The sequence below is a fragment of the Pseudomonas sp. MWU13-2105 genome (genome assembly GCF_023242315.1).
Classification (GTDB): domain Bacteria; phylum Pseudomonadota; class Gammaproteobacteria; order Pseudomonadales; family Pseudomonadaceae; genus Aquipseudomonas.
The window spans coordinates 264,807-278,421 of record NZ_JALLIY010000003.1 but is presented as its reverse complement, the minus strand read 5'-3'; the positions used below and the strand labels follow the sequence as shown (position 1 = coordinate 278,421).

10 protein-coding genes and 1 pseudogene are annotated in these 13,615 nt (G+C 62.9%); 10 read left to right on the top strand and 1 reads right to left on the bottom strand.

The features are described 5' to 3' along the window. Positions 1–23: 23 nt before the first annotated feature. The 8 genes from M5B96_RS06100 (at position 24) to M5B96_RS06065 (ending at position 10,074) form a co-directional block, all read left to right on the top strand. On the top strand, positions 24–1,007 hold the full coding sequence (locus tag M5B96_RS06100) for a DNA-binding protein (RefSeq protein WP_248795805.1): 984 nt from the start codon (positions 24–26) through the stop codon (positions 1,005–1,007). A 427-nt stretch (positions 1,008–1,434) separates the two neighbouring features. Next, complete coding sequence (locus tag M5B96_RS06095) at positions 1,435–2,745, top strand: ABC transporter substrate-binding protein (protein ID WP_248795804.1); 1,311 nt, start codon at positions 1,435–1,437, stop codon at positions 2,743–2,745. A 178-nt stretch (positions 2,746–2,923) separates the two neighbouring features. Then, a complete protein-coding gene (locus tag M5B96_RS06090; protein WP_412548584.1) occupies positions 2,924–3,850 on the top strand; it encodes a carbohydrate ABC transporter permease in 927 nt (308 codons plus the stop codon). A 10-nt stretch (positions 3,851–3,860) separates the two neighbouring features. Further along, positions 3,861–4,697, top strand: coding sequence for a carbohydrate ABC transporter permease (locus tag M5B96_RS06085; protein ID WP_248795803.1), 837 nt, complete (start codon positions 3,861–3,863; stop codon positions 4,695–4,697). Positions 4,698–4,843: 146 nt separating this feature from the next. Continuing rightward, positions 4,844–5,947 carry an ABC transporter ATP-binding protein gene (locus M5B96_RS06080; RefSeq protein ID WP_248795802.1) on the top strand — a complete coding sequence of 368 codons (1,104 nt, stop codon included), beginning with the start codon at positions 4,844–4,846 and terminating at the stop codon, positions 5,945–5,947. An 18-nt stretch (positions 5,948–5,965) separates the two neighbouring features. Beyond that, positions 5,966–7,447, top strand: coding sequence for a mannitol dehydrogenase family protein (locus M5B96_RS06075; protein ID WP_248795801.1), 1,482 nt, complete (start codon positions 5,966–5,968; stop codon positions 7,445–7,447). 194 nt (positions 7,448–7,641) lie between these two features. Continuing rightward, positions 7,642–9,132 (top strand): xylulokinase, encoded by a 1,491-nt coding sequence (gene xylB / locus M5B96_RS06070; RefSeq protein ID WP_248795800.1) that lies wholly within the window; start codon positions 7,642–7,644, stop codon positions 9,130–9,132. 6 nt (positions 9,133–9,138) lie between these two features. Continuing rightward, a complete protein-coding gene (locus M5B96_RS06065) occupies positions 9,139–10,074 on the top strand; it encodes a carbohydrate kinase family protein (RefSeq protein WP_248795799.1) in 936 nt (311 codons plus the stop codon). 65 nt (positions 10,075–10,139) lie between these two features. On the opposite strand, the gene M5B96_RS06060 is transcribed toward M5B96_RS06065, so the two are convergent. Next, entirely contained in the window at positions 10,140–11,309 is a 1,170-nt protein-coding gene (locus tag M5B96_RS06060) for a PilT/PilU family type 4a pilus ATPase (protein ID WP_248795798.1), read from the bottom strand. Between the two features lie 169 nt (positions 11,310–11,478). Here M5B96_RS06060 and M5B96_RS06055 point away from each other — a divergent pair. Beyond that, a pseudogene (locus tag M5B96_RS06055) lies at positions 11,479–13,089 on the top strand (ATP-binding protein); the annotation flags it as partial. A 57-nt stretch (positions 13,090–13,146) separates the two neighbouring features. Further along, positions 13,147–13,422: a peptidylprolyl isomerase gene (locus tag M5B96_RS06050; RefSeq protein WP_103499111.1), complete on the top strand. Its 276-nt coding sequence runs from the start codon at positions 13,147–13,149 to the stop codon at positions 13,420–13,422. Positions 13,423–13,615 lie beyond the last annotated feature (193 nt).

Sequence of the window (13,615 nt, the reverse complement as noted above, 5' to 3'; positions counted from 1 at the left end):
AGTATGAAATCGTAGGAGAGAATATGGCTCGCGGCGGCGTAAACAAGGCGGTGGTGCAAACGGCACGCTTGGCAATCCTCGCCCGTGGCGAGCACCCGAGCATCGATGCGGTACGTATCGAGATGGGCAATACCGGCTCCAAGACCACCATTCATCGCTATCTCAAGGAGCTGGACGACAGCGACCTGCGACGCGGGGCACCAAGTGAAGCACTCGACGAAGAGCTGGCGGAGCTGGTCTCGCGGCTGGCGCAACGTCTCCAGGAGCAGGCTCGTGAGCCTGTCGAGCAAGCCCGGGCACAACTGGCGGCGGAAAAAGCCGAATGGCAGGCGCAACTGGTCGAGCTGACCCAGCAGTTGGAGCAGCAGCGGCGCCAGTTCGAGATCCAGGGCGTGGCCCTGGCCGATGAATCGCGCAACCTGCTCGCCACCCGCTCGATGCTGCAGACCGAACAGACGCGCAACGCCGGGCTGAGCCAGGCCTGCAGCGACTACGAATTGCGCCTCAAGGACAAGGACCAGCAGATCCGCTCTCTGGAGGACAAGCATCAGCATGCCCGCGAGGCGCTGGAACACTTCCGCAGTGCCGCCCGCGACCAGCGCGATCAGGAACAGTGCCGGCATGAGGCGCAGATCCAGCAGGTCCAGATGGAGTTACGCCAGGCCCAGCAGAGTGCGCTGGTGCGTCAGGATGAGATCACCCAGTTGCATCGTGACAATGAGCGGCTGCTGGCGGAGAGCCGGGGAACCGCGAAGGCGCTCAAGCTGGCGCAGGAGCAGCTGGATAAAGAGCGGCTACGTGTCGAGCAGCAGATTCAACAGGCGCGAACGCTGGAGAATGCGAGCACCTTGCTTGAGGAGCGCCTGCGGGTGGCGCAGGAGAATGCCGGGTTGCTCAAGCTCAGGGTCACGCACCAGCAGGAGCTCGTTCAAACGCTGGAACTCAAGCTGGCTGAAACCGAAACAGCACTGAAAGCGCTTCAACTGCCCGAGCAGCCCCAGGAGTGACAAGGCCAGCCAGCCTTGCATTGATCTTGCAGACAGCATCGCCGAAAAGCCGGATCCCACAGAAGACCGGGTCGGCGATATTTTTGTGTTGGAGCACCGACCTGCAGGCGCTGCCTTGCCAGCGATTGCGATCTCACCTTCACCGCCATCATTGCGCCGCCGCAAGAGGCCGTGCCCCTCTGAATCTGTACGGATTCACCCCCTACTCCCCCCGAAAATCCACATCCCCCTATCTCGATCAGCCATTTCACCGACCTGCGACATTCTGCCCCAGTGCAAAAAAGTACCGAACGAAGTGTCGTCAAGGATTTGTCAGGAACACGTTTGAAGGCTGTAATCAGTGCCAGATTCTTCCTGGACACCGGAAGACACAACAACAATAAACTGACCTTCAAGCGCCTCCGTGCGCCATGAAGAGGAGTGTTCGATGAAAGCCATTGCCACCGCACTGCTTGTCACCACCGGCCTCAGCCTCAGCGGCGTCAGCCTCGCCGCCCAGACCTTGACCATCGCCACCGTCAACAACAGCGACATGATCCGCATGCAGAAGCTGTCGAAAAGCTTCGAAACCGAGCACCCGGACATCAAGCTGAACTGGGTGGTGCTGGAAGAAAACGTCCTGCGCCAACGCCTGACCACCGACATTGCCACCCAGGGCGGCCAGTTCGACGTGCTGACCATCGGCATGTACGAAGCCGCACTCTGGGGTGCCAAGGGCTGGCTGGAACCGATGAACAACCTGCCCGCCGCCTACGATATCGACGACGTGTTCCCGTCGGTGCGTGACGGCCTTTCCGTCAAGGGCACCCTGTTCGCCCTGCCGTTCTACGCCGAAAGCTCCATGACCTACTACCGCACCGACCTGTTCAAGGACGCCGGCCTGAGCATGCCCGAGCGCCCAACCTGGGAACAGATCGGCGAGTTCGCCAGCAAGCTCAACCACCCCGACAAGGAGCAATACGGTATCTGCCTGCGGGGCAAGGCCGGCTGGGGCGAGAACATGGCCCTGATCACCACCGTGGCCAATGCCTATGGCGCGCGCTGGTTCGATGAGAAGTGGCAGCCGGAATTCAACGGCCCGGAGTGGAAGAACGCCCTGAACTTCTACGTCGAGACCATGAAAAAGGCCGGCCCGCCGGGCGCCTCGAGTAACGGTTTCAACGAAAACCTGGCGCTGTTCAACAGCGGCAAGTGCGCCATGTGGGTCGATGCCAGCGTGGCCGGCTCCTTCGTCACCGACAAGACCCAGAGCAAGGTCAGCGACCACGTCGGCTTTACCTACGCACCGCACCAGGTCACCGAGAAAGGCTCGGCCTGGCTCTACTCCTGGGCGTTGGCGATCCCCACCAGCTCCAAGGCCAAAGACGCGGCGAAGGTCTTCAGCAGTTGGGCCACCTCCAAGGAATACGGGGCCCTGGTCGCCAAGGAAGACGGCATTGCCAACGTACCGCCAGGCACTCGCGCCTCGACCTACAGCGATGCCTACATGAAGGCCGCGCCGTTCGCCAGGATCACCCTGGAATCGCTCAAGGCCGCCAACCCGAAAGACCCGAGCGCCAAGCCCGTGCCTTATGTCGGGATCCAGTTGGTGACCATTCCCGAGTTCCAGGCCATCGGCACCCAGGTCGGCAAGCAGTTCTCCGCCGCCCTGACCGGCCAGACCACGGTCGACAAGGCCCTGGCCGACGCGCAGACCTTCACCGAGCGGGAAATGAAACGCGCGGGTTATCCGAAGTAGCCCTGTCCTGGGGCATGCACCGTCCCTTGTAGGAGCAGAGCTTGCTCGCGAAGGCGACTTCAAGATCGCTAAAAGCTTCGCGGCGGTGCGGCGTCCCGACAAGCTCCGCTCCCACACAAGCTCCGCCCCCAAAGGACTGAGATTGCCCGCTCCTTGCACTTAATCGGTTTTGAACACCATGAATACCTCCACTGCCAAAGCCCATATGGATATCCCCCAGCCGTTGCGCAAAAGCCGTCTGCGCAACCCCGGCTGGTTCCTGGTCTCACCATCAGTCGGCCTGTTGCTGCTGTGGATGATCGTGCCCCTGGGCATGACCGTTTACTTTTCGCTGATCCGCTACAACCTGCTCTACCCGGGCGAAAACCAGTTCGTCGGCCTGGAAAACTACACCTACTTCCTGACCGACTCGGGTTTTCTCCCCGGCGCCACCAACACCCTGTTGCTGGTGGGCAGCGTGCTGCTGATCAGCGTGGTGTTCGGCGTGCTGATCTCGGCGCTGCTGGAAGCCAGTGAGTTCTTCGGTCGAGGCATCGTCCGGGTCCTGTTGATTTCGCCCTTCTTCATCATGCCCACCGTCGGTGCGCTGATCTGGAAAAACCTGATTTTCCACCCGGTCTCGGGGATTCTCGCCGCGCTGTGGCGAGTATTCGGCGCGCAACCGGTGGACTGGCTGGCCCATTACCCGCTGCTGTCGATCATCATCATCGTCTCCTGGCAGTGGCTGCCCTTCGCCATCCTGATCCTGATGACCGCCATGCAGTCCCTCGACCAGGAACAGAAAGAAGCCGCGCGCCTCGACGGCGCCGGTCCGGTGGCGATCTTCTGGCACCTGACCCTGCCGCACCTGGCCCGGCCGATTGCCGTGGTGGTGATGATCGAAACCATCTTCCTGCTCTCGGTGTTCGCGGAAATCTTCACCACCACCAACGGTGGGCCGGGCTACGCCTCGACCAACCTGGCCTACCTGATCTACAACCAGGCCCTGGTGCAGTTCGATGTCGGCATGGCTTCGGCCGGCGGCCTGATCGCCGTGGTCATCGCCAATATCGCCGCGCTCATCCTGGTCCGGATGATCGGCAAAAACCTGACAGACAAGCCTTGAGGCCCGCGCCATGACCCTCACACTCAAACAATCCCGGCGCCTGCAAAGCGTTCTGCTCGGCACCCTGGCCTGGGCCATCGCGATCCTGATCTTCTTCCCGATCTTCTGGATGGTGCTGACCAGCTTCAAGACCGAGATCGACGCGTTCGCCACGCCGCCGCAGTTCTTCTTCACCCCGACGCTGGAGAACTACCTGCATATCCAGGAGCGCAGCGACTACTTCCACTTCGCCTGGAACTCGGTGGTGATCTCCTTCAGCGCCACCTTGCTGTGCATGCTGATCGCGGTGCCGGCGGCTTACTCCATGGCGTTCTATGAAACCCAAAGGACCAAACGCACCCTGCTGTGGATGCTCTCCACCAAGATGCTGCCGCCGGTGGGCGTGCTGATGCCGATCTACCTGCTGGCCAAGTCCTTCGGACTGCTGGACACGCGCCTGGCGCTGATCGTGATCTACACCCTGATCAACCTGCCGATCGTGGTCTGGATGATTTACACCTACTTCAAGGACATTCCCAAGGACATCCTCGAGGCCGCCCGTCTCGACGGCGCGACCCTCTGGCAGGAGATGGTCCGGGTGCTGCTGCCGATCAGCAAGGGCGGGTTGGCCTCGACCCTGCTGCTGTCGCTGATCCTGTGCTGGAACGAGGCGTTCTGGTCGCTGAACCTGACCTCCTCGCATGCCGCGCCGCTGACCGCGCTGATCGCCTCCTACTCAAGCCCCGAGGGTCTGTTCTGGGCCAAGTTGTCGGCCGTCTCGACCCTGGCCTGCGCACCGATCCTGATCTTCGGCTGGATCAGCCAGAAGCAGTTGGTCCGCGGCCTGTCCTTCGGCGCCGTGAAATAGATCAGCGTTTTTTTGAACACAACAGAACCTGTAGGAGCTGGCTTGCCAGCGATAAGGCCCTCAAGCCTTGCGGCGACCATTCGGACGCCATCGCCGGCAAGCCGGCTCCCACAGGGTTCGTAGCGAACTTTAAAAGGAGCCTCACCATGGCCAACCTGAAAATCAAGAATCTGCAAAAAGGCTTCGAAGGCCTGTCCATCATCAAGGGCATCGACCTGCAGGTGAACGACCGCGAGTTCGTGGTCTTCGTCGGGCCGTCCGGCTGCGGCAAGTCGACCCTGTTGCGACTGATCGCCGGCCTCGAGGAAGTCACCTCCGGCACCATCGAACTGGACGGTCGCGATATCACCGAAGTCAGCCCGGCCAAACGCGACCTGGCCATGGTCTTCCAGACCTACGCCCTGTACCCGCACATGAGCGTACGCAAGAACATGTCCTTCGCCCTCGATCTGGCCGGCGAGGCCAAGACCGAGGTCGAGCGCAAGGTCAATGAGGCCGCACGGATCCTCGAACTCGGCCCGCTGCTGGAACGCAAACCCAAGCAACTGTCCGGCGGCCAGCGCCAGCGAGTCGCCATCGGCCGCGCCATTGTGCGCAATCCGAAGATCTTCCTGTTCGACGAACCGCTGTCCAACCTCGACGCCGCCCTGCGGGTACAGATGCGCCTGGAACTGGCGCGCCTGCACAAGGAGTTGCAGGCCACCATGATCTACGTGACCCACGACCAGGTCGAAGCCATGACCCTGGCCGACAAGGTGGTGGTACTCAATGGCGGACGCGTCGAGCAGGTCGGTTCGCCCCTGGAGCTCTACCACGCACCGGCCAACCTGTTCGTCGCCGGCTTCCTCGGTACGCCGAAAATGGGCTTTCTCAAGGGCAAGGTCAGCCGCCTCGACGGCCAGGGCTGTGAGGTCGAACTGGATGCCGGCACCCGTATCAGCCTGCCCTTGAGCGATGCCGGCCTCAGCGCCGGCAGCCCGGTAACCCTGGGCATCCGCCCGGAACACCTGGAGCTCGCCAAACCCGGCGACTGCACCCTGAAAGTCACCGCCGACGTCGGCGAACGCCTGGGCAGCGATACCTTCTGCCATGTCCGCACCGCTTCCGGCGAAGCCCTGACCATGCGCATCCGTGGCGATATGGCCAGCCAGTACGGTGAAACCCTCAATCTGCACCTGGATAGCAGCCACTGCCATTTGTTCGATGCCAACGGTCTGGCGGTCGCCCGTCCGCTGCGCGCTGCCGCCTGATTGCCGAGAGCCTTAGCCATGAAACTGAACAAACAGAATCTGCACCGGCTGGCGCCTGAAGTCCGCCTGCCCCTCTACAACCTGGCCGATACCCGCCAGGGCATCGTTCATATCGGCGTCGGCGGTTTCCATCGCGCCCACCAGGCGTACTACACCGACGCCCTGATGAACACCGGCGAGGGCCTGGACTGGGCCATCTGCGGAGCCGGCCTGCGCGACGAAGACCGCCGCGCCCGGGACGACCTGGCCGGGCAAGACTACCTCTTTACCTTGTACGAGCTGGGCGACAGCGACGACACCGAAATCCGGGTGATCGGCGCCATCAGCGATATGCTGCTGGCCCAGGACGATCGCCAGGCCCTGATCGACAAGCTCGCCTCGCCGCAGATCCGCATCGTCTCGCTGACCATCACCGAAGGTGGCTACTGCATCGACGACAGCAACGGCGAGTTCATGACCCATCTGCCGCAGATCCAGCACGACCTCAGCCACCCCGAGGCCCCACAGACCGTCTTCGGCTTTCTCTGCGCGGCCCTGGCCAAGCGCCGGGCCGCCGGTATCCCGGCCTTTACCCTGATGTCCTGCGATAACCTGCCGCACAACGGCGCGGTGGCCCGCAAGGCGCTACTGGCCTTCGCCGCCTTGCGCGACACCGACCTGCATGACTGGATCGCCGCCCACGTGAGCTTTCCCAATGCCATGGTCGACCGCATCACGCCGATGACCAGCACCGCCCATCGCCTGCAACTGCATGACGAACACGGCATCGACGATGCCTGGCCGGTGGTCTGCGAACCCTTTGTGCAATGGGTCCTGGAAGACAAGTTCGTCAACGGCCGCCCGGCCTGGGAAAAGGTCGGCGTGCAGTTCACCGACGACGTCACGCCCTATGAAGAGATGAAGATCAAGCTGCTCAACGGCAGCCACCTGGCCCTGACCTACCTGGGGTTCCTCAAGGGTTACCGGTTCGTCCACGAAACCATGAACGACCCGTTGTTCGTGAAGTACATGCGCGCCTACATGGACCTGGACGTCACCCCGCAACTGGCGCCGGTGCCGGGTATCGACCTGGGCGAGTACAAGGACACCCTGGTGCAGCGTTTCTCCAACCAGGCGATTGCCGACCAGTTGGCGCGGGTCTGTTCCGATGGCTCGTCGAAGTTTCCCAAGTTCACCATCCCGACCCTCAACCGGCTGATTGCCGACGGTCGCGAGACCGAACGCGCGGCGCTGGTGGTGGCGGCATGGGCCCTGTACCTCAAGGGCGTCGACGAAAACGGCACGAGCTACAGCATTCCGGACCCACGGGCCGAGTTCTGCCAGGCGCTGGTGGCGGATGACACCTTGATCGTGCAACGGCTGTTCGCCGTGGAAGAGATTTTCGGCAGCGCGATTCCCCGCTCCGCCGAGTTTATCGCGGCTTTCGAACGCTGCTTCAACAGCTTGCGCGAAGTAGGCGTGAGCAAGACACTGGAGCGTTTGCTGGCGAAAACCGATTGAATGTGTGACTAACCTTTGTGGCGAGCGGGCTTGCCCGCGCTCGACTGCGAAGCAGTCGTGAAATCGGTCATCTCGGTTTACCTGATAGACCGCATTCGCCGGTTTCAGGGCCGCTTCGCGCCCCGGCGCGGGCAAGCCCGATCGCCACAGGTCCGCGCTCCACAAAGGGATCGCCTTACTCAAGCAGGCCAACCATGAAGCAAAAACTCTATCTAGGCATCGACTGCGGCACCCAAGGCACCAAGGCCATCGTCCTCGACACCGTCAGCGGCCAGGTGCTGGGCCAGGGCGCGGCGCCCCATACGATGATCAGCGGCGCCAACGGTCGTCGCGAGCAGGACACCGGGCAATGGCTGGACGCTTTCGTCCAGGCCACCCGACAAGCATTGGCCGCGGCCGCTGTCGACGGTCAGGCGATCCTCGGTATCGGCGTCTCCGGCCAGCAACACGGACTGGTCCTGCTTGATCAGCAAGGCCAGGTCCTGCGTCCGGCCAAGCTCTGGTGCGACACCGAAACCACCCCGGAAAACCAGCGTCTGCTGGAACAATTGGGCGGCGAACAGGGCTCGCTCGAACGCCTCGGCCTGGTGATCGCGCCCGGCTATACCGTGTCCAAGTTGCTCTGGAGCAAAGAGCAGCATCCCGAGCTGTTCGCCCGGATCGCCCATATCCTGCTGCCCCACGATTACCTCAACTACTGGCTTACCGGCCGCAGTTGCGCGGAATACGGCGATGCCTCGGGTAGCGGCTATTTCGATGTGCGCAAGCGCTGCTGGGACCTGCCGCTGCTGCACGAGATCGACCCCAGCGGGCGCCTGCAAGCCGCCTTGCCGGAACTGATCGAAGCCCACCAGCCAGTCGGTCGGGTTCTTCCCGAGATCGCCGGACTGCTGGGCATCAACCCCAACGCCCTGGTTGCCAGTGGCGGTGGCGACAACATGATGGGCGCCATCGGCACCGGCAATATCCAGGCCGGGATCATCACCATGAGCCTGGGCTCGTCCGGTACGGTCTATGCCTATGCCGACCAGCCACTGGTCAGCCCGCATGCCTCGGTCGCGGCCTTCTGCTCTTCCAGCGGCGGCTGGTTGCCGCTGATCTGCACCATGAACCTGACCAACGCCAGCGGCGCCGTACGCGAGCTGTTCAAGCTCGGGCTCGACGAGTTCAATGCCCGGGTCGAGCAGGCGCCAATCGGCGCCGAGGGCGTCAGCATGCTGCCGTTTCTCAACGGCGAACGGGTGCCCGCCCTGCCCCAGGCCAGCGGCAGCCTCTCAGGCTTGACCCTGACCAACCTGACCCAGGCCAATCTGTGTCGGGCCGTGGTCGAGGGCACCACTTTCGGCTTGCGTTATGGCCTGGATCTGCTGCGCGAAGCCGGCCTGCGCAGCCACGGCATCCGCCTGACCGGGGGCGGTTCGAAAAGCCCGGTGTGGCGGCAGATCGTCGCCGATATCATGGATACCCCGGTGGTCTGCACCCGCCAGAGCGAAGCCGCGGCCCTCGGGGCGGCGATCCAGGCCGCCTGGTGCGAGTCCGCTGGCGAGCAAAGCCTGGCTGAATTATGCGAACGTTGTGTCAGCCTCGACCTGGCAAGTGAAACCCGGCCGATCGCGACCAATGTCGCCGCCTACCAATCCGTTTACCAGCGCTACCGTCAACAGGTAGCCGCCCTTCAAGAGTGAGTTCCCATGTATCTGGTCTGTGGTGAAGCGCTGTTCGATTTTTTCAGTGAGGATGCGAGCGGGCAGACCTCGAAAGTGAATTTCACCGCGATTGCCGGCGGTTCGCCGTTCAACGTCGCGGTCGGCCTGCGCCGCCTGGGCGTCGACGTGGCATTGTTTGCCGGATTGTCCACCGACTACCTCGGGCGCCGTTTGCAGCAGGTCCTGCTGGAAGAAGGAGTACGCGCGGATTACCTGCTGGACTTCGACGCGCCCACCACCCTGGCGATGGTCGCCGTGGCTGCCGATGGCTCGCCGCATTACAGTTTCCGAGGCGAAGGCTGCGCCGACCGCCAGTTGCTGCCCGGGCACCTGCCGAAACTCGGCGACGAGGTCCGTGGCCTGCATATCGGTTCGTTTTCCCTGGTGGTGCAGCCGATTGCCGATACCCTGCTGACCCTGGTGCGACGGGAAAGCGGCCGGCGGCTGATCACCCTCGACCCTAACGTACGACTCAATCCGGAACCGAATATCGAGCTCTGGCGCCAACGGATCGCGGCCCTGGCCGAACACGCCGACATGATCAAGGTCAGCGACGAAGACCTCGGACTGCTCTACCCGGGGCGCGATCCCCAGAGCATCGCCCAGGAGTGGTTGGCCCAGCGCTGCCAGCTGGTGTTCCTGACCCGTGGCACCCAGGGCGCCAGCGTCTACAGTCGTCGGCATGGCCACTGGTCGGTACCGGCTCGCGAAGTGCTCACCGCCGATACCGTCGGCGCCGGCGACACCTTCCAGGCCGCCCTGATCACTTGGTTGACCGAACAACAGCTTGATTCAGTGGAGGGCCTGGAACAACTGGACAAGGCCCAGATCGAGGCGATGCTGAACTTCGCCGTGGGCGCCGCGGCAATTACCTGTAGCCGTAACGGCCCGGACTTGCCGTATCGACATCAGTTGGACTGAGCAGCGCGATTTATCCCCGCCACAGGAGAAAAGCGCCGTCCAGTGATGTGACAGGCGGCGCTGGATCAACCGCGCGGAGCGTTACCATCCTCCACCAGGCCCCAGTCCTTGGCATCCAGCTCCTTCGCCGCGATCGGCGGCGCGGGAGGGCTCTTCTGCACGGTCAGGGCCGCCGTATCCTGATGCAGCTTCAGGCGCAGGCGCAGGTTGTTCACCGAGTCGGCGTTCTTCAGCGCCTCTTCCTCGTCGATCGCCCCCTCCACCACCAACTCGAACAGCGCCGTATCGAAGGTACGCATGCCAATGATCTCGGACTTCTCCATGATGCCCTTGAGCTCGGAGAACTCGTTGCGCTTGATGAAGTCACGCACCGTCGGCGTGCCCAGCATCACTTCCACCGCCGCCCGACGCTTGCCGTCCAGGGTATTGACCAGACGCTGGGAAACGAACGCCTTGAGGTTGTTACCCAGGTCGTTGAGCAATTGCGGCCGCCGATCCTCCGGGAAGAAGTTGATAATGCGGTCCAGCGCCTGGTTGGCGTTGTTGGCGTGCAGGGTGGAGATCGCCAAGTGCCCGGTATCGGCGAACGCCAGGGCATGCTCCATGGTTTCGCGGTCGCGGATCTCGCCGATCAGGATCACGTCCGGCGCCTGGCGCAGGGTGTTCTTCAGCGCCGCGTGGAAACTGCGGGTATCGACCCCGACTTCGCGCTGGTTGATAATCGACTTCTTGTGTCGATGGATGTACTCCACCGGGTCTTCGATGGTGATGATATGCCCGCTGCTGTGGCGGTTGCGGTAGTCGATCAAGGCCGCCAGGGAAGTCGACTTACCCGAACCGGTGGCGCCGACAAACAGCACCAGGCCACGCTTTTCCATGATGGTTTCGAGCAGGATCGGCGGCAGCTTGAGGTCTTCGAAGCGAGGGATTTCCAGCTTGATATTGCGCGCGACGATGGATACTTCGTTGCGCTGCTTGAAGATATTGATCCGGAAGCGGCCGACACCGGGCAAGGACAACGCCAGGTTCATTTCCAGTTCGCGCTCGAACTGCAGGCGTTGCTCGGCATCCATGATACCGTCGGCAATGGCCGCCACTTCACCCAGCTTCAGCGAGTCCGTGCCCAACGGCTTGAGCACGCCGTTGAATTTGGCACAGGGCGGCGCGCCGGTGGACAGGTACAGGTCCGAACCGTCCTGGGCGGCCAGGGTTTTCAGCAATGCGTGGATATCCATGGCAAAGTTGTCCGCAATACAGTCGAAAAGAGGTTTGTGCGATTAAGCTTGTGTCATTTAGATATGACCGATGTCTACAGCTTGGCGGGATAATAAGCCGCGGCGCAACCCAAAGCTTCACCTTCAAGGCAGGTTTATGAACGGATCTCCAGGCGACACCGCCACCCGACTCGGTACCTGGGACTGGGATATCGACCAGGACCTATTTGTCGCTGACGCCCACTTCGCCCAATTGCATGGCGTTGACCCGGCGCGGGCCAGCCAGACCCCCATCAGCGTCTACATGGACAGTGTGCACCCAGAGGACCGCGCACAGGTGGCCCAGGGCATCAAACTGTGCCTGGAGCAACACAACGAGCACGCCGAAGAATACCGGGTATTGCAAGCCGACGGCCAGGTGCGTTGGGTTTTCGCCCGCGGCCGCTGCCACCTCGGCCCCCATGGTCGGGCCCAGCGCTTTGTCGGCGCGGCACTGGATATCACCGAGCACAAACGCACCGAAGAAGCCCTGCGCAATCTCAACGAGACCCTGGAGGAACGCGTCGCCCAGCGGACCCGGGCGCTGGCCGAGGCCAACCAGCGCCTGCAGAATGAAATGCTCGAACGCGAGCGGGCCGAAGAGGCGTTGCGCCATGCGCAAAAAATGGAAGCGGTGGGTCAACTCACCGGTGGCATCGCCCATGACTTCAACAACATGCTCACCGGCATCATCGGCAGCCTGGACCTGGTGCAACGCTATATCGCCGCCGGACGCAGCGACGAGATCGGCCGTTTTGCCGACGCCGCCGTCAGCTCGGCACAACGGGCCGCCGCCCTCACCCACCGGTTGCTGGCCTTTTCCCGGCGACAATCGCTCGACCGCAAACGCATCGAGCCCAATCAATTGGTGCAATCGCTGGAAGAGCTGTTCAGCCGTACCAAGGGCGCCCATATCAGCCTGAAAGTCGAACTGGGCCGGGACGTGTGGCCGGTCAACACCGACACCGGGCAGCTGGAAAGCGCCCTGCTCAACCTGGTGATCAACGCCCGCGACGCCATGCCCGACGGCGGCGAACTGCGCATCGAGACCGCCAACAGCTACCTCGACGGCGGCGACATCAGCACCCTGGAACCGGTCAAGGCCGGCGACTATGTGATGATCGGCGTCAGCGACAACGGTACCGGCATGAGCCCGCTGATCCTGGCCAAGGCCTTCGACCCGTTCTTCACCACCAAGCCCATCGGCCAGGGCACCGGCCTGGGCCTGTCGATGATCTATGGTTTTGCCCAGCAGTCCGGCGGTCACGTCACCCTCGAAAGCGAGCCGGGCAAAGGCACCTGCGTGCGCTTGTACCTGCCGCGCTATCACGCGGCGCAAGCCGAGGCGCCGCGAGCCCCACGGCAACCCGCGGAGTCACCGCTGGCCGAGGTCGACGAGTCGGTGATGGTGGTGGAGGACGATCCGGCGGTGCGGATGCTGGTGCTCAATGTCCTCGACGAGTTGGGTTATACCGTGCACCCGGCGGCGGATGCGCGGACCGCCTTGCCGCTGCTGGAGTCGAGCCTGCGCATCGACCTGCTGGTCACCGATGTCGGCCTGCCGGGGATGAACGGCCGGCAATTGGCGGAAGCCGCCCGCCAGCACCGCCCGGGGCTCAAGGTGCTGTTCATGACCGGCTACGCCGAGAAGGCCGCCGAGCGCCAGGGCTTCCTCGAGCCGGGCATGGACCTGATCGCCAAGCCCTTCACCCTCGATGCGCTGGCCAATCGGGTACGCGACATGATCGGGCAAGCGTCCTGATCTTCAGGCATAATCCCGCGCCCGCCGCATGCCCCAACGTTTCAAGGTAACGAATCGATGAAAGCCCAAGCCCGCCATATCCTGGTGAAGACCGCCGAGGAAGCCGAACAACTGAGGCTACGTATCGTCAAGGGCGAAGCCTTTGATGTGCTGGCCAAGAAGTACTCCACCTGCCCGTCCGGCAAGCGCGGTGGGGATCTGGGGGAAGTCCGTCCGGGGCAGATGGTCGGGGCTATCGACCAGGTAATTTTCAAGAAGCCGCTACGTACCGTGCATGGCCCGATCAAGAGCAAGTTTGGGTATCATCTGGTGCAGGTCTTTTACCGCGATTAAGGCACGTATCACTTGTGGTGAGCGGGCTTGCCCGCGTTGGGGCGCGAAGCGACCCTAAAACCTGTGATCCGGGTGCATCAGGTCGAATGCAGTGACTGGCTTCACGACTGCTTCGCAGCCGAACGGGGCGGTGCGGCGTCCCGACAAGCCCCCTCGCCACAAAAATAGCACCTCCACACACTCAGGCCTGAAC